Genomic DNA, 18,308 nt, shown 5'->3' with positions numbered 1-18,308 from the left:
TAAACATCGTGAATAATCGACTGTTAATTTAACAAGCCACAGAGGTCAGGAGTGTTGTGATACGTTCATTTGCTGTATCGATACGTTGTTAATTCAGTTGATTTAACTTAAAGAGGTGACTCTATATACAGCACAGTTGTATTTAATATTCATCTACCCATTAACAGATCTTGCTGAAGATCAGCCTGCTTGCGCAGGAAATCCCAGACCAGTTTTATTTTTGGTTCATGTTGCAGATCGACCAGCGTTAGCATCCAGAAAGTGTGGGTAAAACTGAGCTGATGACCCAGCACCTCTTTCAGTTCACTTTTATCATTGACCAGAAATTTCGGCAAAATGGCCAGTCCAGCGCCTGCACGCACGGCAATTTCCTGCGCCAGAATGCTGTTACTGCGAAAACAGGCACTGACTTGCAGTGGAAGACGCTCTAGCGAATAGAGTGCAGTGCTATAGACCAGATCATCAATATAATCGACAAAACGGTGCTGCTGGAGGTCTTCCAGTTTTTTAATTTCCGGATTTTGCTGTAAATAATGCTGACTGCCATACAGTTTCAGGCAGTAATTGGTCAGTCGGGTAATGATATAAGGTCCAGATTTGGGCCGGTCAATCGCAATCACAATATCGGCTTCTCGATGTGAAAGTTTAATCGCCTTCGGCACCGGAATCAGGTCAATGGTCAGCAAAGGATAATGTTGGGAAAATTCTGCCAAAAGACGAGCTAAAAACGCTGTACCAAAACCTTCTGGTGCACCAATTCTAACCCGTCCCTGCAAGGGATTATGGCGCTTGTCAATCTGGATAAAGGACTGTTCCATCTGTTCGACCCGTGGCACCAGTGCCAGCCCTTCTGCAGTCAGTTCATAACCTGTCGCTTCACGCTTGAATAGTTGCGTCCCTAGGGTATTTTCGAGGGCCTGAATCCGCCTTGCTACCGTACTGTGTTCCACTCCGATCAAGCGTGCGGCATTGGTGAGCGTTTTAGCACGTGCCAAAACCAGAAAAAAGCGTAAATGATCCCAATCTACTTTCATTTTCTATTTAACGTCCTGTTAAATCCCTGTGCATATTTGCACAACCATCGTGCATCAATTTCTATTGGTGGTCAAAGTGTTCTTTGTTAGTCTGCTAAAACAGCGCAAAAATTATACGTTAAATAAAAGCCATTAAAGGCTCACACAACGACAATAACAAACCAGCACGGAGCGATCATGAACGCTATTTCTCATCCCCAGCAAAGTACCGGATTCACTACCGCAAAACTCCTGATTAATGGTGAATTTGTCGAATCAAAAACCAGCCATTGGCAAGATATTGTCAATCCTGCCACTCAGGAAGTCTTGGGTCAGGTGCCTTTTGCCACTGCTGAAGAAGTCAATGCAGCGATTGAGGCTGCACAAAATGCCTTTGCCAGCTGGCGCCAAACCCCGATTCAGGCACGTATGCGGATTATGCTGAAATTGCAGGATCTGATCCGTACTAACTTAAAAAGTATTGCCCAGGTCTTAACAGCAGAACAAGGCAAAACCCTGGCCGATGCCGAGGGTGATATCCAGCGTGGTCTGGAAGTAGTGGAACATGCCTGTTCGATCGGTTCATTACAGATGGGTGAGTATATTGAGGGCGTGGCACGCGGTGTCGATACCTATACCTTGCAGCAACCCTTGGGTGTTTGTGCGGGGATTACGCCGTTTAACTTTCCGGCGATGATACCACTCTGGATGTTCCCGATGGCGATTGTCTGCGGCAATACCTTTGTATTAAAACCCTCAGAACAGGATCCGCTATCGACCATGATGCTGGTTGAGTTAGCGATTCAAGCCGGTGTACCGGCAGGTGTGCTCAACGTGGTGCATGGCGGCAAAGAAGTGGTCGATCAGTTGTGTACCCATCGCGATATCAAAGCGATTTCTTTTGTCGGTTCGACCGCGGTCGGCACGCATGTCTACAATCTCGCTGGTCAGCACGGAAAACGTGTGCAGTCGATGATGGGCGCTAAAAACCATGTCGTGGTAATGCCAGATGCCAATAAAGAACAGACCTTAAATGCGTTGGTCGGTGCAGCCTTCGGCGCCGCAGGTCAACGTTGTATGGCACTTTCAGTGGCGGTGATGGTCGGTGAGACCAAGCACTGGGTCGATGAACTGGTCAATAAAACCAAAACTTTGAAAGTTAATGGGGGGCATGAACCGAATACCGATGTTGGACCAGTGATTTCAACCCGTGCCAAAGCCCGTGTCATCGATTTAATTAACAGCGGTGTCGAACAAGGTGCTGAACTACTGCTGGATGGCCGTGAGGTACAGGTTCCAGGCTATGAACAAGGCAATTTTGTCGGCCCAACGATTTTTAATCAGGTCACGACCGATATGCGCATTTATAAAGAAGAAGTATTTGGTCCGGTACTGGCGATCATGCATGTCGATACTTTAGAACAAGCCATTGAGCTGATTAATGCTAATCCATTTGGTAATGGCGTTGGACTGTTCACCCAGAATGGCAATACGGCACGTACCTTCCAGAACCAGATTGATATCGGTCAGGTGGGCATTAACATTCCAATTCCTGTACCTGTGCCTTTCTTCAGTTTTACCGGTTCACGCGGTTCAAAACTGGGTGATCTAGGTCCTTATGGCAAACAGGCGGTGCAGTTCTATACCCAGACCAAAACCATCACCAGCCGCTGGTTTGAAGATGATCAGGAAAATAGTGGTGTGAATACCACAATCAGTCTGCGTTAAGGAGCATCAGTATGAAGATTGCATTTATCGGTTTAGGCAACATGGGTGGTCCGATGGCGCAGAATCTGCTCAAGGCGGGTCATCAGGTTTTTGGTTATGACTTAAGTGCAGTGGCTTTACAGCATTTTTCAGAAGCGGGCGGTGTAGTCTGCGACAGTCCACAAGCTGCCGCGAAGCAGGCGGAGATCGTGGTCAGTATGTTGCCCGCAGCCAAGCATGTGCGTGAAGTCTATTTAGGTGAAAATGGTATTTTAGAGGTACTTCAATCGGGCAGTTTGTGTATCGACAGCAGCACCATTGACCCGCAAACCATTCAGGACATTGCTGCAGCAGCTCAGTCCAAACAGATTCGCGTCTGTGATGCGCCGGTATCCGGCGGCACTTTAGGTGCCAAAGATGGCACTTTAACCTTTATGGTCGGTGCAGATGATGCCACCTTTGAGGCCGTCAAACCGGTTCTCGGTTGTATGGGTAAAAATCTGGTGCATTGTGGGGCGGTGGGAACAGGACAGGTAGCAAAAATCTGTAATAACCTGATTCTGGGCATTTCCATGACTGCTGTTGCAGAAGGAATGGCGCTCGGAGCCAAACTGGGTATTGATCCACAGGCCTTGGCTGGCGTGATTAACAGTTCCACTGGACGTTGCTGGAGTTCTGAAATTTATAATCCATGGCCAGATATCTGTGCCAATGCACCGTCATCGCGGGGTTATACCGACGGTTTTGCCGCACAATTGATGCTCAAAGATTTAGGTTTGGCGGTCGATGCAGCGCAACAGGTGGATCAACCGGTGGTTCTGGGCAGCATGGTACAGAAACTCTATCAACAACTGTGTCAGGAAGGTGATGCCCATCTGGACTTCTCCAGCATCATGCATCAATACACCACACCACCTGCTTAAAACTTAAAAGATTCAGATGGAGCAAGGATTCGCTTCAATAATTACACCCTGTCAGTAATAACGATAAATTCAGGCTGAGGTTTAACATGTTAGATTATCAAACAACGGTTCAAAATTTTGATTTAAATACGGTTGCAAGTCAGTTTCTCTCTGGTTCAATGCAGGCAGTGAATGCCTGTTATGAATGCTGTGACCGTCATGCCAATTCCGATGCGATTGCCTTGTACTGGCATGGTAAAGATGGCCGTAAAGAACAATATAGCTTTGCTGAGCTCAAAAAGTATTCTAGCCAGTTTGCCAACTTTTTAAAGTCTCAAGGCATTGGTAAAGGCGACCGCGTTTCCGGATTATTACCACGTACCCCCGAGTTGATCATTACTATTTTGGCAACCTGGCGGATTGGTGCGGTTTATCAGCCTTTGTTTACCGCCTTTGGTCCCAAAGCCATTGAGCATCGTATTCAGCTGGCGCAAAGCAAGCTTGTGGTGACTGATCTGGCGAATCGGGATAAATTATCCGAGATCAGCAACTGTCCACCGATTGTGACGGTACATGCCGAAACTGAGGCAGAGCGCTATCCGCACGACCTCAGCTTCTGGACGGTATTAAACCGTCAGGCTGAAGCTTGTGAGCTGGAAATCCTGAATGTTAATGATCCTTTTTTATTGATGTTTACCTCCGGTACTACTGGACCAGCGAAACCTCTTAAAGTCCCGTTAAAAGCGCTGATTGCTTTTGTAAGCTATATGCAAAATGCCATTGGTCTAACTCCTGAAGATGCTTTCTGGAATATTGCTGATCCCGGCTGGGCCTACGGTTTGTATTATGCGATTACTGGTCCCTTAATGCTTGGACACTCGACCTTATTTTATGAAGGTGGTTTTAATGCGGAAAGTGTCTGCGAAATTGTTAAGGAATATGGCATTACCAATCTGGCTGGCGCACCGACCGCTTACCGCATGATGATGGCAGCCGATCCTGCTCAAATGGCAAAACTGCGCGGCAAGTTACGTGTCGTCAGCAGTGCGGGAGAACCGTTAAATCCGGAAGTGATCCACTGGTTTAAAGAGGTACTGGATGTGCCGATTTATGACCATTATGGCCAGACTGAAGTCGGGATGGTGGTGTGTAATCATCATGCCCTGGAACATCCGGTCCGTTCAGGTTCGGCAGGCTTTGCCAGCCCGGGTTACCGGATTACCGTTGTCGATGAACAGGGGCATGAATTAGCAGCTGACGTCCCGGGCATCCTGGCAGTGGATATCAGCCAATCGCCGATGATGTGGTTCTCTGGTTATGAAGAAAGCCGTAAATCTCCATTTGTCGGACAGTATTATTTAACTGGGGATACCGCAGAGATTCATGCTGATGGCAGTATGAGCTTTGTCGGGCGTAGTGATGATGTCATTACAACGTCAGGTTATAGGGTCGGCCCATTTGATGTGGAAAGTGCCTTGCTAGAACATGATGCCGTGATTGAAGCAGCAGTCATTGGTGTGCCTGATCCCGAGCGTACCGAAGTGATTAAAGCCTTTGTGATTCTGGCGAATAATTTTTCAGCTTCGACCCATCTGGAAGAAGAGCTGGGTCAATTTGTGAAAAAGCGTTTGTCTGCGCATGCCTATCCGCGCTTGATTGAATTTGTGACCGAATTGCCAAAAACCCCAAGCGGTAAAATTCAACGCTTTTTACTGCGCAATCAGGAAATCAACAAGCAGCAAGCCAAGACTGCATAACAGCCAAAGCCAACAGATTGAATAAGAAGATTAAATAAAGAGATTGAAGGAAGCATCGATGCAACTAACGGAAGAGCAACAACTGATTCAGGATATGGCCAAAAGCTTCGCCCAGGAACAGATTAAACCCTTTGCCGGCGAGTGGGATCAAAAAGGTATCTTTCCCAAAGATGCATTGGCCCAAATGGGAGAGCTGGGTTTTTTAGGTATGCTGATTCCCGAGGAATGGGGCGGCTCGGGTACAGGTACACTGGCTTATGTTCTGGCCTTAGAAGAAGTCGCTGCGGCCGATGGTGCAACATCCGCGATTATGAGCGTACATAACTCGGTGGGTTGTGTGCCGATTTTCAAGTTCGGCACAGAAGAGCAAAAGCAGCAATTTTTAAAGCCTTTGGCTCAAGGTGAAATGATTGGGGCCTTTGCGCTGACCGAACCGCATACAGGATCGGATGCTGCCGCGATTAAAACCCGAGCGGTCAAGGAGGGCGATCATTACATTCTGAATGGCGCCAAACAGTTCATTACCTCAGGCCACAATGCCGGGATGATTATTGTGTTTGCTGTGACTGATCCAGCTGCGGGCAAAAAAGGCATGAGTGCATTTTTAGTGCCGCGAGACACACTTGGCTATGAAGTGATCCGGGTCGAAGAAAAACTGGGCCTGCATGCTTCGGATACCTGTCAGATTGCCTTAACCGATGTCCGCATTCATGAAAGTTTAAGACTCGGTGCCGAAGGTGAAGGTTTAAAAATTGCCTTGGCCAATCTGGAAGGTGGACGGATCGGCATTGCGGCACAGGCTGTGGGTTTGGCGCGTGCCGCATTGGAAGAAGCAACGGCCTATGCGCATGACCGCGTGGCTTTTGGCAAACCGATTTTTGAACAGCAGGCGATTTCCTTCAGGCTGGCCAGTATGGCGACTGAAATTGAAGCGGCACGGCAACTGGTGCATTTTGCAGCACGCAAAAAAGAAGCCGGTGAAGCCTGTTTAACCGAAGCCTCCATGGCCAAGCTATTTGCTTCAGAAATGGCAGAACGGGTCTGTTCCAGAGCGCTGCAGATTTTTGGCGGCTACGGTTATCTTAAAGATTTTCCGATTGAGCGGATTTATCGCGATGCGCGGATTTGTCAGATTTATGAAGGCACCAGCGATATTCAGCGCCTGGTGATTGCACGCAGCCTCTAATTTTAAAAGGACTTATTTCATGCAGTGGCAAACGATTTTATTAGAACAACGTAATGGTGTCGGGCTGATTACTTTAAACCGTCCGCAAGCATTAAATGCACTGAATAACCAGCTGATTTTTGAAATGAATCAGGCACTGGATCAACTGGAAAAAGATCCGGCAATTGGCTGTATTGTGATTGCCGGTTCGGAAAAAGCTTTTGCTGCCGGTGCCGATATTAAGGAAATGGCAGATCTGAATTTTCCACAAATTTATCTGGATGATTTTTTCAGTCTGGCCGATCGAATTGCCCAGCGCCGTAAACCTTTAATTGCCGCAGTGAGTGGCTATGCCTTGGGTGGTGGTTGTGAGCTGGCATTGATGTGCGACTTTATTTACTGCGCCGACAATGCAAAATTTGGTTTGCCTGAAGTCACCTTAGGCGTGTTGCCGGGCATTGGCGGTACCCAGCGTTTAACCTTGGCGATTGGTAAGGCCAAAGCCATGGAAATGTGCCTGACGGCACGGCAGATGGGGGCGCAGGAAGCGGAACAAAGTGGTTTGGTGGCTCGGGTATTTGCCAAGGAAGAATTGCTGGAACAAACCCTGCAAGCTGCCGAAAAAATTGCTGAAAAGTCGCTTACTGCCGTGATGATGATTAAAGAATCAATTAATCGGGCCTTTGAAGTGAGCCTGGCTGAAGGCCTGCGCTTTGAACGCCGGGTATTCCATTCCATTTTTGCAGGTTCCGATCAAAAGGAAGGCATGCAAGCCTTTGTGGAAAAACGGCCAGCCAAATTTACCCATCAATAAGAAATTCATACCAGGAACAAAAATAATGAGTGATGAAAATAATTTAGCGATTCGGGTCGCAGGAGGTCTGGGCATCATCAGCCTGGACCGCACCAGCCATTTAAATGCCTTAACCTTGCCAATGATCCAGGGCATTCAGGCGCAACTCAATCAGTGGCGCCATGAGCCAGAAGTGCAAGCCATCCTGATCAATTCCAACAGTCCCAAGGCCTTCTGTGCCGGAGGAGACATCCGTTATCTGTATGACAGCTATCAGGCCGGCAATACCCGGTATCAGGATTTTTTTGCCACTGAATATAAGATGCTGAGCACCTTGCGTAATTTTCCAAAGGCCGTGATCGTGATGATGGATGGCTATGTACTGGGAGGCGGCTTTGGACTGGCTGAGGCCTGTCATATCAAGGTCGCCAGTGAAAAATCACGTTTTGCCATGCCAGAAACCGCGATTGGTTTTTTCCCTGATGTCGGTGCAACCCATTTTCTGTCCCGACTGGATGAAGTCGGTGTCTATATGGCATTGACCGGTGAGCAGATCAGTAGCAGTGATGCACTGTATCTGGATCTGGTGGATTATCATGTGCCGAGTGAGCGTTTTGCTGAACTGGAAGCGGCATTGATTGCAGCGCCGGTATTAAACCCGATGGAGATTCAAAAGATTATTAGTTCCTATATTACGCATCCGGTAGAAAGCGAGCTACAAAAAAGTATAGAGCATATTAATCAGCATTTTGGCTATCAAAACCTCGAGGAGATTGAACAGAGTCTTGCTCATACAAGTAATTCAACCGATCAGGAATGGGCTAGTAAAATGCTGGCAATTTTGCAGCAGCGTCCGGTCATGGCCAAGCAAACCAGCTTGAAGTTACAGCAAGCCGGACAGAATTTGTCGCTAGAAAAATGCATGCAGTTAGAACGCGACTTGCAGGATGTCTGGTTAGAGCAGGGCGACTTTATTGAAGGGGTTCGTGCGCTGATTATTGATAAGGACAAAAATCCGCAGTGGCGAACTGAGAATGCAGAATTTGAACAAACACTGGAAAAGCTCTGGCCAGCATGGACTCAGCAGCGTATTGAAAACATTACTTAAAGCTGATGGCAAAAGACTCTCTATAATTAAATTATAAAGAGTCTTTATATGTATCTTATCGCATCATCAGTATGAATTCTGATTAATGAGAGGTTTTCTTTTTCTTGCCGCCACCGTCTTGTTTATTGACCGTCGACCAGGCAATACGTTCGGCTTCTTCTTCAGAATGCCCACGCTCTTTTTCGCTTTCTTCAATATGTTCAGCCTGCCGTTTCTGCTTATCGGTATAGGCTGATTTGTCACCTCTAGGCATTTTTATATCCTCCTCAGGTTTGACTGAAATTACTATAACAAGGGCTGGTTTCTATGAAGGTAAGTATTTGTTTGACTTATTTTATAAAAGAAAAATAGGATCTAGAAAATGTTTTATACACTAATGTTTAAAAAGATTTCGTAAAAATATATGTCCTGAAATCAAGGAGATGAAGATAACGGTCAGCTAAAACCATTATCTTCTTTGCTTGATTAGCCGTTAATAATACTGCCGCCATTCACATGAATCACCTGGCCTGAAATATAACTGGCTTCTTCACTGGCCAGGAATAAATAGGCTGGTGCCACTTCACTTGGCTGCCCCATACGGCCCATTGGGGTCTGTTTACCGAAATCCTCAAGTTGATCTTCGTCAAAGCTGCTTGGAATTAACGGTGTCCAGATTGGGCCAGGTGCTACACCATTAACTCGAATTCCAGTTTTATTTTTCAACAAATTGGTAGATAAGCTACGGGTAAAGGATGTAATAGCACCTTTCGTACTTGCATAGTCAATTAACTGGTCATGCCCATGATAACTGGTGATACTGGTAGTATTGATGATGCTATCACCGGCTTGCATATGCGGAATCACTGCCTGAGTCAGATAAAACATGGATAGAATATTCACGTTGAAAGTTTTAAATAATTGTTCAGGTGAAATATCGGTAATACTTTCTTGCGGATACTGAACCCCTGCATTATTGACCAGAATATTGATGGTTTTAAATTCCTGTAGGGTCTGTTCAACCATTTTCCTGATTTCTTCTTGATCCTGTAAGTCACATTTAATCAGCAGGCATCGTTGCCCTTCATTTTCCACCATTTTTTTAGTGTCCAGCGCATCGCGATCTTCATCCAGATAACAAATAGCGATATCAGCACCTTCACGGGCAAATAGGACCGATACAGAGCGGCCAATCCCGCTATCACCACCGGTAATCAAGGCAACCTTGCCTTTTAATTTTTCGCTGCCTTTATATTGCGGTTTTATCACTTCCGGTGCAGGATTCATTTCATTTTGTGCACCCGGCTGATGGTCTTGTTTTTCACTTGAAGCTGGGCTTTCAGGATAATGATTCATATCTTTTCCAATTCCAATGATTTTAGCCATATAAGAACAAAATATATTAGTGGCTTTTGGAAAAAATAAGATTGTATTCAACATTTCATAACAGAATGTATTCGAGATTTATCAATTATTCATCCAGATTATCATTGGTCTAATAACTTAATTACATTAAATAAAGATATATAAATATTATGAGAGGAGATACGTTTTATTTGATGTCGATCCATTGCCCGTACAACTTCAGGCAAATCATGATCGACTTCTTATGGGTAATCCTCTGTAGCTTATCTCTTATGCGTTGCATAGATAATAAAAAGTGCAAAAATAAAAGTCTTTATTGAAACCAGACTGAATAAAATACATTTTCCATAATAATTTTCTTTGATATTTAAATGAAAGTTATACTAATTATTTTAATAAGATGGAATATTTTAAAATAAAAGAATCCCAAAGAATAATAATCTTAAAAATAAATAATAGTCGTGTATTAAATTGATATTATTTTTATGAATAAAATTGATATTTATAAGTAAAAATTACAATTACACCTACTATTACAATTAAAAATAAATTCTAAAGTAAATATATTACTTTTAGAGTGCTGAAAATTTATGATAGGGAAAAATCTTAACCTCATAAAGTTATATGACAATGTATTAATACGAGGTATCTCATGCAAAACTCTCTAATAGATTTAACAGGAAAAGTGGCTTTGGTTACGGGAGGGGCGGCAGGGATTGGCCATGCCTGTGCTCTTACTCTTGCTCAGGCGGGAGCTAAAGTCATGATTGCGGATTTAAATCAGGAGAAGGCTAAACAGGCTGCTCAAGAAATCCATGAAAAAACAGGAGGTGAAGTCCAGTGTGTAGCCTGTAATATTCTGGAAGATGATGACCTCGTAAACGCCGTAGAAACCACCCGAAATACTTTTGGAGCTATCCATATATTAGTAAATAATGCGGGCGGTGGAGGTGGTGGCCGGGAATCACCTTCAAAAATTACAGTTGACGACTTTATCAGAGACTTCAAATTAAATGTATTTGCAGCCTGGCGACTTTGCCAACTGGTTGTTCCTTATATGAATGAAGCCGGATATGGCTCAATCGTCAATATTACCTCAATGAGTTCCATTAATAAAAGCCCAGCCATGAGTGGCTATGCCTCTTCAAAAGCTGCCCTTAATCATATGGGCGCTAACTTGGCCCATGATTTTGGGCCTATCGTCAGAATTAATGCCGTTGGGCCAGGAGCAGTACGTACTGCTGCATTAGCAAAAGTACTTACGCCGGAAATTGAAAAAAAAATGTTAGCTCATACTCCTTTACAACGACTGGGTGAAGCTGAAGATATTGCAAACGCAGTATTATTTTTTGCTTCTCCAATGTCTTCCTGGGTTTCTGGGCAAACATTGTTTGTAAATGGTGGGGGAGAGCAAACTCTTGACTAATTTTTAAAATATAAAATTATTATAGTATTTTAATGATTTATTTTATAAAGACTGGCTGAGATGTTATTTTCAGGCTTAAGATAAACGGACTGATTGATCATTTTTAATGAAAATTCAGTCTATATTTTAAAGCCATCAGATCAGACATACACTTTTTGATTTTTATACTATTTTAATAATACCAGTCCTTGATTTTTTATTGAAATTTTAGCGACTGTTCAAAATTAATACTTCAGGAAAAATATTTATTTACCAGATTTTATCCTGACCGCGATATACGAGAAAAAAATATGAACACCGAAGTATTAGGATATGCCGCACATTCATCACAAAGTCCTTTAGTACCTTTTAAGTTTGAACGTCGAACGCCACGTGAAGATGATGTGGTGATCAAAATTGAATATTGTGGTGTCTGTCATTCTGATTTACATCACGTTAGAAATGACTGGGGATTTAGTTTTTATCCCATAGTTCCAGGTCATGAAATAGTAGGACGCATCATATCGACGGGTTCTGGAGCTAAAAAATATAAAGAGGGTGATCTGGTAGGAATTGGCTGTATGGTCGATTCATGTCGTACCTGTTCAGCCTGTCATTCAGGATTAGAACAGTATTGTGAACAAGGAAATATTCAGACCTATGGCAGCCTGGATCGTTATGACCAGCAGCCTACTTATGGCGGTTACTCACAAATAATTGTTTGTAGTGAAGATTTTGTATTGAAAGTACCTGAAAATCTGGATACTAAAGCTGTGCCTCCACTTCTGTGTGCAGGCATTACCACCTGGTCACCTTTACGTCACTGGAATATTGGCAAGGGCAGTAAAGTAGCGGTTGTGGGCTTAGGTGGTTTGGGACATATGGCAATTAAGCTGGCCAATGCCTTGGGCGCAGATGTGACCTTATTTACCCGTTCAGTCAATAAAGAGGGGGATGCAAAAAAATTAGGTGCCCATCAGGTAGTGCTATCAACAGATGAAGCTCAAATGAATTCCGTCGCGAATCAGTTTGATTTAATTATAGATACGGTACCTTACAACCATGACTTGGAGTCATATATTCCAACATTAACCTTAGATGGAACCATTGTTCTGGTGGGATATCTGGGAGAGATTCGTGCAAATTCAGTTCCACTGATTATGGGAAGAAGATCAATTGCCGGTTCAGTAATTGGTGGCATTAAGGAAACTCAGGAGTTACTGGATTTCTGTGGGGAGCATAATATTGTTGCTGATGTGGAAATGATTGAAATGCGCAATATCAATGAAGCTTTTGAACGCATGTTAAAGAGTGATGTGAAATACCGTTTTGTGATCGATATAAAAACTTTAGTCGAAAATTAATTCTGGTTTTCTGCTCTATATCCTCTTATGTGCGAACAACCTTATCAAGGTTTGACTTGTAATCCTTACGTATATATATGATAGTTTGAAAAGACATCCAAAAATAATTGGATGCTCTTTTTATACCTGAAGCATCTAAAACAGGTTGATTAATAGTGACAGACTATTAAACGATTGAAATCAAAAAATATATTGTGAATATACATCTCTTTAAGCCATTTTTAAGATTCAAATTATAAGCTGAAACATCTTAAAGTCTTTGAGCCATGGATTATGCTGAAGCTATTTTCCCATTCTTATTTTTTTAGTCAACAACCGAAAAAGTCGATCAGTCTTTTAGGTTTTAACGTGTTGCTGGCTATTTGGCTGGGATTGATCCTAAACTTTGCTTTCTATCAGAAAATCCATGAATTTACGCCTTATACCAATCTAAAAGCAGGTCTGTTACTGGCTGCCACGGCACTGATCATTATTGCGTTTTACAATCTGATATTACAGTGGCTGAACTGGAAATGGAATGCCAAAATACTGGCCAGTGTCCTGATCATTATAGGTGGTTTTAGTGCTTATTTTGTTAATAGTCTAGGGGTCGTTATTACGCCTGACCAGATCCAGAATATGCTGCAAACCGATGCCCGTGAAGTTCGAGATCTCTGGTCAATGCGACTGGTCATCTGGACATTGGTGTTTGTGATTTTTCCCCTCTGCGTTGTGTGGATACTGAAAATTAAGCCTGCATCGCTTGGACATCAGCTAGTGCATAAGAGCCTGAGCAGTGTGCTCTCAGCCGGTTTAATTCTGGGATTGTTATACTGTTTTTATATCGATTATGCAGCGATCTTCCGAGAACATCGCGATCTGAAAGGCATGCTTTCGCCACAAAACAGCATTGCGTCTACTTTGTCTTATTATAAAAAGAAAGCACCTAAAGCAAATTTGCCTTTGGTGGTTTTCGGCGAAGATGCACATCTGTTACAGCAGGCCCAAATGCAGGATCATCCTAAATTGATGGTGCTGGTTGTGGGAGAAACTGCACGTGCCGAGAGTTTCGCTTTAAATGGCTATACGCGCAATACCAATCCTGAACTGAGCAAGTTAGCGGTGATTAATTTCAATCAGGTCAGCTCCTGTGGAACTGCAACAGCCGTTTCAGTCCCTTGTATGTTTTCGGGCATGTCACGTGAAACCTATGATGAACAGTTAGCCAGCCACCGAGAAGGTTTACTGGATATTGCGCAGCGCGCCGGGTATCAGGTGACCTGGATTGATAATAATTCGGGCTGTAAAGGTGCCTGTGACCGGGTACAAAAATACCAGATTCCGGCACAATTGAAACAGAAGTGGTGTGATGCCGGTGGTGAATGTTTTGATGAAATCCTGGTGGATAGCCTGAAAGATTATCTGGCACATCTGGATAAAAACAACCCGACACCCCAATTAATTGTACTGCATCAGATGGGTAGTCATGGCCCCGCATATTACAAGCGTTCCAAAGCGCCATATCAGCCATTTCAACCGACCTGTAATACCAATGCCATTCAGGGCTGCAGTACAGAAGAATTAAAGAATAGCTATGATAATTCGATTGTATATACAGACCATGTTCTTGCCCAGATCATTGAAACTTTAAAGCAGCAAACTCAATATCAAACCGGTTTCTGGTACCTGTCTGATCATGGAGAATCCACCGGAGAGCATGGTTTATACCTGCATGGTGCTCCTTATAGCATGGCGCCCACTCAGCAAACCCATATCCCAATGCTGATGTGGTTTTCCGATACCTGGCAACAGTACCATGCCCGGCAGCTAAGCTGTTTAAAAACACAGACCGGACAGGCACGCAGTCACGACCATCTTTTCCCCAGCTTATTAAGTATGCTGGATATAAAAACGCAAGTGATTGAAGCTAAAAATGATATGCTTGCACAATGCTCATCATCATTAAAAAACAGAGCTTGAGATGCATAAAATACTGATTATTGAAGATGACTTTATGATTGCCGAGTCGACTGAAACATTGCTTAAACTGCATCAGTTTGAGGTGTACTGGGTCAATAATGGGATTGAGGGTTTAAAACAGTTACAGCAGCAGGTCTACGATATTGTCCTGCTCGATTTAGGCTTGCCGATGATGGATGGCATGCTGGTGCTAAAAAATATCCGGCAGAAGTTTCCAAATTTACCGGTACTGATTATCTCCGCCCGGGATCAATTACAAAACCGGGTAGATGGGCTGAATCAGGGAGCAGATGATTACTTGATTAAACCCTATGAGTTTGAGGAACTGCTGGCCCGTATTCATGCCTTAATGCGACGTGCCGGCTTCAAAAACACTAGCACACATATCGATAAGAAGTTAGCACACAGTGGGCTGAAGCTGGACCTAGAACAGCACATCGCATGCTTTAATGATGAACCGATCGAGTTGTCTAATCGGGAATGGTCTATTCTCACTGCACTGCTCATGCATCCTAGCAAAATTTTTTCTAAAAACGATTTAGAAGACAAGCTTTATGATTTTGATAGTGATGTCAGCAGTAATACGGTAGAGGTCTATATTCATCATCTGCGGGCAAAACTAGGAAAAGACTTCATCCGCACCATACGTGGGCTAGGGTATCGCTTAGGATGAGCGCCATGCAAAAACGTTATTCCTTGCAAAAACGTCTGGTTATTTATATTTCATTATTTAGCCTGGTATTAGGCTGTGTGCTGATCTTTGCAGCCTACCGGATTGCACTCGAAGAAATTAATGAAGTACTGGATAAACAGATGCAAAGTCTGGCAGAGCGCATTGCAGAAAATCATCCGCAGCCCCTGCAGAGTCAAATCGATCTGGCAAAACAGTACGGTGAAGAAGATTTATTTGTAGATATCTGGTCCTATACAGATACAGCCACTTCCTTGCATCCTCACAATGTTCTGGTTGCACCGGTCAGGAAGGCAGGTTTCTACAAGCATCAAACGCCGTATGGAACCTGGTTAACTTATATTATTCCTGGTAAGCAATTACAGATTCAGGTGAGCCAGCAGCAAAATGTCCGGCAGGAACTTGCTCTGGAACTGGCAGCCAATATGTTTCTTCCCTATGTGCTTTTTTTACCTTTTGCATTATTCGGTTTAGGCTGGATGATCCGGAAAAATTTTCAGCCTCTTAATGATTTTAGAACTGAATTGGCCAGCCGCAAGGCACAAGATTTAAAGCCGATTGCAATGAAAGATTATCCCCTGGAGCTGGAACCGACCATTCAGGAAATGAATCACCTGTTCGGTCGAATTTCTCTGGCCCAACAGGAACAACGTCAATTTGTGGCGGACTCTGCACATGAGTTACGTACGCCACTCACGGCCTTGAATTTACAGCTACAAATTTTGCTACAGCAATTTCCGCAAAGTAAGTCTATCCATAACTTGAGCCAAGGCATTTTGCGCATGCAGCATCTGGTTAACCAGTTATTAAGTCTCGCCAAACAGGATGTAAGCGAAGGTTTAAGTGAGCCGGTTCAATTGCTGTCACTGAATCAGATGACTGTCACTTGTATCGAAGAACTGATTCAACTGGCATTGCAGAAAGAGATAGATTTAGGGGTGGAGCAGCAGCAGGAACTGTTGATTCAGGGCCAGGCTTCGGCCTTGCATTCAATTATTTATAACCTGATCGATAATGCGATTAAATATAGTCCGAAGGATGGCGTAATTAACGTATCGATTTTCCAGCAAGGCCAGCAGGCAGTTTTACAGATCGAAGATAGCGGAACCGGGATTGATACGGCTCAATTCAATCAGATTCGGCAACGCTTCTACCGGATACATAATCATGCAGAAATTGGCAGTGGTTTGGGTTTGTCTATTGTAGATAAAGCCACCGAACGCCTGGGTGGAACGCTCGAATTTTCCCGAAGTCTCAATCTGGGTGGCCTTTGTGTCCAGGTCAAGTTTCCTTTAGCCAAAGCCTAAGGGGGGATATAAGCTTCGGGCTATTTGGGCGTTGAGGCTGCTTGATTAAACGCGCTAAGGAACAGTTTTTTCTATCTCTAATTTGTGGCTAAACAGCGCATAGCCGATAACATTCAGGCACCAGATAATCCAGCCAGTCCAAAGGTTATGACTCAGGAAATGCGCTCCACGCATCATTTGTGCCCAGCCCATGGCTAATCCTAAAATTACTGCAGCGATCAGAAAGAAATAAGCCCGCTTGGGATTAGACATACGATAAACAAAATAGCCAGCCACAAAGGCAAAACCGCTAGAGGCATGCCCCCCAGGAAAACAGTGGCCAGCAGTAGCACTAAAATCCCATAAAATACCATCATAAGTGGGAATAACCATATTCCACGGACAGGCATGGGCCGACTGGGATTTTAAAATTCCGATCGAGGCTGTGGTCACTGCCACCATGCTAAAGAAATAGCCAAATTCCCAGCGGCGTGTATGCCAGTTTTGCCATTTTAGTGATATCTGCCAGCCCAGAAATAATAGGATATACACCAGAATCAGCATGTCTTTAACATAACGGTGATTAAGTTCTGCCAGCGCCCATTGTTGTCGAAGGGGAAATTGACCCTGATTATCGATAAAGGGATAGATGAGCTATAAGTCCAGCACTCCTCCAATGTCAAAGAAGTTGAGAAGAATCAAAAAACTGAAGATCAAAATTAAAATTTGAGTCAATAAAAACCGGGAACGGTCAGTGATCATTTTTAATGGTCCATTTCAGGCAGTAGCGGGTGCAGTGGTCAAATCGAATGACCAGCCAAAATGATGCCCCAAGTCACTGTAATTAGACTGAGTGCTACAAACTGGGCAGCACTGCCCATGTCCTTGGCATTTTTAGACAGCTCATGCCGTTCCATGGAAATCCGGTCTACCGCAGCCTCTATGGCTGAGTTAATCAGTTCAATGATCAGCGCCAATAGACAAACAGCCACCATGAGCGCTTGCTCAGCTGGACTAACCGAAATCCAAAAGCTTAATGGAATCAAAATAAGGTTGATGAGCAGGATTTGCCGGAAGGCGGCCTCATTTTGAAAGGCTGTTTTAAAACCAGCCAGGGAATAACGTGCTGCATTCAAAATACGCAGGATTCCCGAGGTACCTTTATAAGGTGATCGGTAGGAGGACATAGAACAGATTCGGTCAATCAGAGATGAAGTAAAGCATAAATTTCCAAGCTTAAAACTCTCTTAAAAAATCCAAGGCCTTATAGAATTTTTATACATGGTGTTTACATTTTTTTGCGCGAAATTAAGCGATTTTTAAGCTTGGACTTTTATATTAAGAATGAAGTGAGATGTCGTGTTGATATAGTTCCCCTAGAGTAGCAGGTCGCCAATTCTTTTAGGCACCTGCTTTTTTTTAGCTTAAATAAATTATGAGTAAAAAAATTGGCAATAAACAGCTAGCATAAAGCCCCCGGACGAGCCTGTTCAAAACAGCGTTACGTGCGGACTCCGTAAATCTGAATAAATCAATGTGCCATGAAGTCTAGACCAGTGAGAGCTAGAGTTTAAGAATTGACAGCCAAATTGAACGATTTGTTGCTGTGATCAATTGAGTGATATTAATCACACTTTCTTATAAGTCAGTGATCGGATTTATGAAATTTAGGGGTGATTATCTTGTTAAAAAGTGATCTAATCAGTCTCATAATAACAATAAATAATTATAAAAAATCAGAGGTAGGGAAGATTTAACTCTCTAATTCTTGAACATAAAAAGAATTAAAATAAAGAATTAGAGAGTTATGCTTT

General features: G+C 43.6%; 15 protein-coding genes and 1 pseudogene. 11 read left to right on the top strand and 5 right to left on the bottom strand.

Going from position 1 to position 18,308, the window contains the following annotated elements; genetic code table 11:
* Positions 1-149: 149 nt before the first annotated feature.
* Entirely contained in the window at positions 150-1,034 is an 885-nt protein-coding gene (locus VXQ92_RS02095) for a LysR family transcriptional regulator (protein WP_064101539.1), read from the bottom strand.
* A gap of 177 nt (positions 1,035-1,211) precedes the next feature.
* Between VXQ92_RS02095 and VXQ92_RS02090 the strand changes: the two genes are divergently transcribed.
* The 6 genes from VXQ92_RS02090 (at position 1,212) to VXQ92_RS02065 (ending at position 8,445) form a co-directional block, all read left to right on the top strand.
* Entirely contained in the window at positions 1,212-2,741 is a 1,530-nt protein-coding gene (locus VXQ92_RS02090) for a CoA-acylating methylmalonate-semialdehyde dehydrogenase (RefSeq protein WP_416680147.1), read from the top strand.
* An 11-nt stretch (positions 2,742-2,752) separates the two neighbouring features.
* On the top strand, positions 2,753-3,643 hold the full coding sequence (gene mmsB / locus VXQ92_RS02085) for a 3-hydroxyisobutyrate dehydrogenase (RefSeq protein ID WP_416680146.1): 891 nt from the start codon (positions 2,753-2,755) through the stop codon (positions 3,641-3,643).
* Positions 3,644-3,729: 86 nt separating this feature from the next.
* Complete coding sequence (locus tag VXQ92_RS02080) at positions 3,730-5,379, top strand: AMP-binding protein (protein ID WP_416680144.1); 1,650 nt, start codon at positions 3,730-3,732, stop codon at positions 5,377-5,379.
* Between the two features lie 58 nt (positions 5,380-5,437).
* The gene (locus tag VXQ92_RS02075; protein ID WP_064096795.1) at positions 5,438-6,565 is read left to right on the top strand and encodes an acyl-CoA dehydrogenase family protein; all 1,128 of its coding nucleotides are present in this window, start codon (positions 5,438-5,440) and stop codon (positions 6,563-6,565) included.
* A 19-nt stretch (positions 6,566-6,584) separates the two neighbouring features.
* Positions 6,585-7,358, top strand: a complete 774-nt coding sequence (locus tag VXQ92_RS02070; RefSeq protein WP_064096796.1) for an enoyl-CoA hydratase — start codon at positions 6,585-6,587, stop codon at positions 7,356-7,358.
* Between the two features lie 25 nt (positions 7,359-7,383).
* Positions 7,384-8,445 (top strand): enoyl-CoA hydratase/isomerase family protein, encoded by a 1,062-nt coding sequence (locus VXQ92_RS02065; protein WP_416680142.1) that lies wholly within the window; start codon positions 7,384-7,386, stop codon positions 8,443-8,445.
* An 82-nt stretch (positions 8,446-8,527) separates the two neighbouring features.
* On the opposite strand, the gene VXQ92_RS02060 is transcribed toward VXQ92_RS02065, so the two are convergent.
* Positions 8,528-8,698: a hypothetical protein gene (locus VXQ92_RS02060; RefSeq protein ID WP_004280276.1), complete on the bottom strand. Its 171-nt coding sequence runs from the start codon at positions 8,696-8,698 to the stop codon at positions 8,528-8,530.
* A 212-nt stretch (positions 8,699-8,910) separates the two neighbouring features.
* A complete protein-coding gene (locus VXQ92_RS02055; RefSeq protein WP_416680141.1) occupies positions 8,911-9,780 on the bottom strand; it encodes an SDR family oxidoreductase in 870 nt (289 codons plus the stop codon).
* A gap of 661 nt (positions 9,781-10,441) precedes the next feature.
* Here VXQ92_RS02055 and VXQ92_RS02050 point away from each other — a divergent pair.
* From VXQ92_RS02050 to VXQ92_RS02030, 5 genes are all read left to right on the top strand, one after another.
* Positions 10,442-11,215: a glucose 1-dehydrogenase gene (locus VXQ92_RS02050; RefSeq protein ID WP_064096798.1), complete on the top strand. Its 774-nt coding sequence runs from the start codon at positions 10,442-10,444 to the stop codon at positions 11,213-11,215.
* 290 nt (positions 11,216-11,505) lie between these two features.
* Positions 11,506-12,558, top strand: coding sequence for an NAD(P)-dependent alcohol dehydrogenase (locus VXQ92_RS02045; RefSeq protein ID WP_416680140.1), 1,053 nt, complete (start codon positions 11,506-11,508; stop codon positions 12,556-12,558).
* Between the two features lie 273 nt (positions 12,559-12,831).
* The gene (locus VXQ92_RS02040) at positions 12,832-14,517 is read left to right on the top strand and encodes a phosphoethanolamine transferase (RefSeq protein WP_416680139.1); all 1,686 of its coding nucleotides are present in this window, start codon (positions 12,832-12,834) and stop codon (positions 14,515-14,517) included.
* A gap of 1 nt (position 14,518) precedes the next feature.
* The gene (locus VXQ92_RS02035) at positions 14,519-15,190 is read left to right on the top strand and encodes a response regulator transcription factor (protein ID WP_416680138.1); all 672 of its coding nucleotides are present in this window, start codon (positions 14,519-14,521) and stop codon (positions 15,188-15,190) included.
* Between the two features lie 5 nt (positions 15,191-15,195).
* Complete coding sequence (locus VXQ92_RS02030; RefSeq protein ID WP_416680137.1) at positions 15,196-16,515, top strand: ATP-binding protein; 1,320 nt, start codon at positions 15,196-15,198, stop codon at positions 16,513-16,515.
* Between the two features lie 54 nt (positions 16,516-16,569).
* Here the strand turns inward: VXQ92_RS02030 and VXQ92_RS02025 are convergent.
* Both VXQ92_RS02025 and VXQ92_RS02020 read right to left on the bottom strand, forming a co-directional pair.
* A pseudogene (locus tag VXQ92_RS02025) lies at positions 16,570-17,256 on the bottom strand (phosphatase PAP2 family protein).
* 38 nt (positions 17,257-17,294) lie between these two features.
* Positions 17,295-17,681 carry a diacylglycerol kinase gene (locus VXQ92_RS02020; RefSeq protein ID WP_416680136.1) on the bottom strand — a complete coding sequence of 129 codons (387 nt, stop codon included), beginning with the start codon at positions 17,679-17,681 and terminating at the stop codon, positions 17,295-17,297.
* Positions 17,682-18,308 lie beyond the last annotated feature (627 nt).

The sequence above is a fragment of the Acinetobacter sp. 228 genome (assembly GCF_048147885.1).
Note: the sequence above shows the minus strand (reverse complement) of the source record. Positions and strands in the feature narration are given on the sequence as shown.

Coding starts and splice junctions, on each gene's coding strand:
- VXQ92_RS02040 (WP_416680139.1), top strand. CDS start 12,832: ATGCTGAAGCTATTTTCCCATTCTTATTTTTTTAGTCAACAACCGAAA.
- VXQ92_RS02050 (WP_064096798.1), top strand. CDS start 10,442: ATGCAAAACTCTCTAATAGATTTAACAGGAAAAGTGGCTTTGGTTACG.
- VXQ92_RS02030 (WP_416680137.1), top strand. CDS start 15,196: ATGCAAAAACGTTATTCCTTGCAAAAACGTCTGGTTATTTATATTTCA.
- VXQ92_RS02055 (WP_416680141.1), bottom strand. CDS start 9,780: ATGAATCATTATCCTGAAAGCCCAGCTTCAAGTGAAAAACAAGACCAT.
- mmsB (WP_416680146.1), top strand. CDS start 2,753: ATGAAGATTGCATTTATCGGTTTAGGCAACATGGGTGGTCCGATGGCG.
- VXQ92_RS02035 (WP_416680138.1), top strand. CDS start 14,519: ATGCATAAAATACTGATTATTGAAGATGACTTTATGATTGCCGAGTCG.
- VXQ92_RS02065 (WP_416680142.1), top strand. CDS start 7,384: ATGAGTGATGAAAATAATTTAGCGATTCGGGTCGCAGGAGGTCTGGGC.
- VXQ92_RS02075 (WP_064096795.1), top strand. CDS start 5,438: ATGCAACTAACGGAAGAGCAACAACTGATTCAGGATATGGCCAAAAGC.
- VXQ92_RS02070 (WP_064096796.1), top strand. CDS start 6,585: ATGCAGTGGCAAACGATTTTATTAGAACAACGTAATGGTGTCGGGCTG.
- VXQ92_RS02060 (WP_004280276.1), bottom strand. CDS start 8,698: ATGCCTAGAGGTGACAAATCAGCCTATACCGATAAGCAGAAACGGCAG.
- VXQ92_RS02080 (WP_416680144.1), top strand. CDS start 3,730: ATGTTAGATTATCAAACAACGGTTCAAAATTTTGATTTAAATACGGTT.
- VXQ92_RS02045 (WP_416680140.1), top strand. CDS start 11,506: ATGAACACCGAAGTATTAGGATATGCCGCACATTCATCACAAAGTCCT.
- VXQ92_RS02095 (WP_064101539.1), bottom strand. CDS start 1,034: ATGAAAGTAGATTGGGATCATTTACGCTTTTTTCTGGTTTTGGCACGT.
- VXQ92_RS02020 (WP_416680136.1), bottom strand. CDS start 17,681: ATGTCCTCCTACCGATCACCTTATAAAGGTACCTCGGGAATCCTGCGT.
- VXQ92_RS02090 (WP_416680147.1), top strand. CDS start 1,212: ATGAACGCTATTTCTCATCCCCAGCAAAGTACCGGATTCACTACCGCA.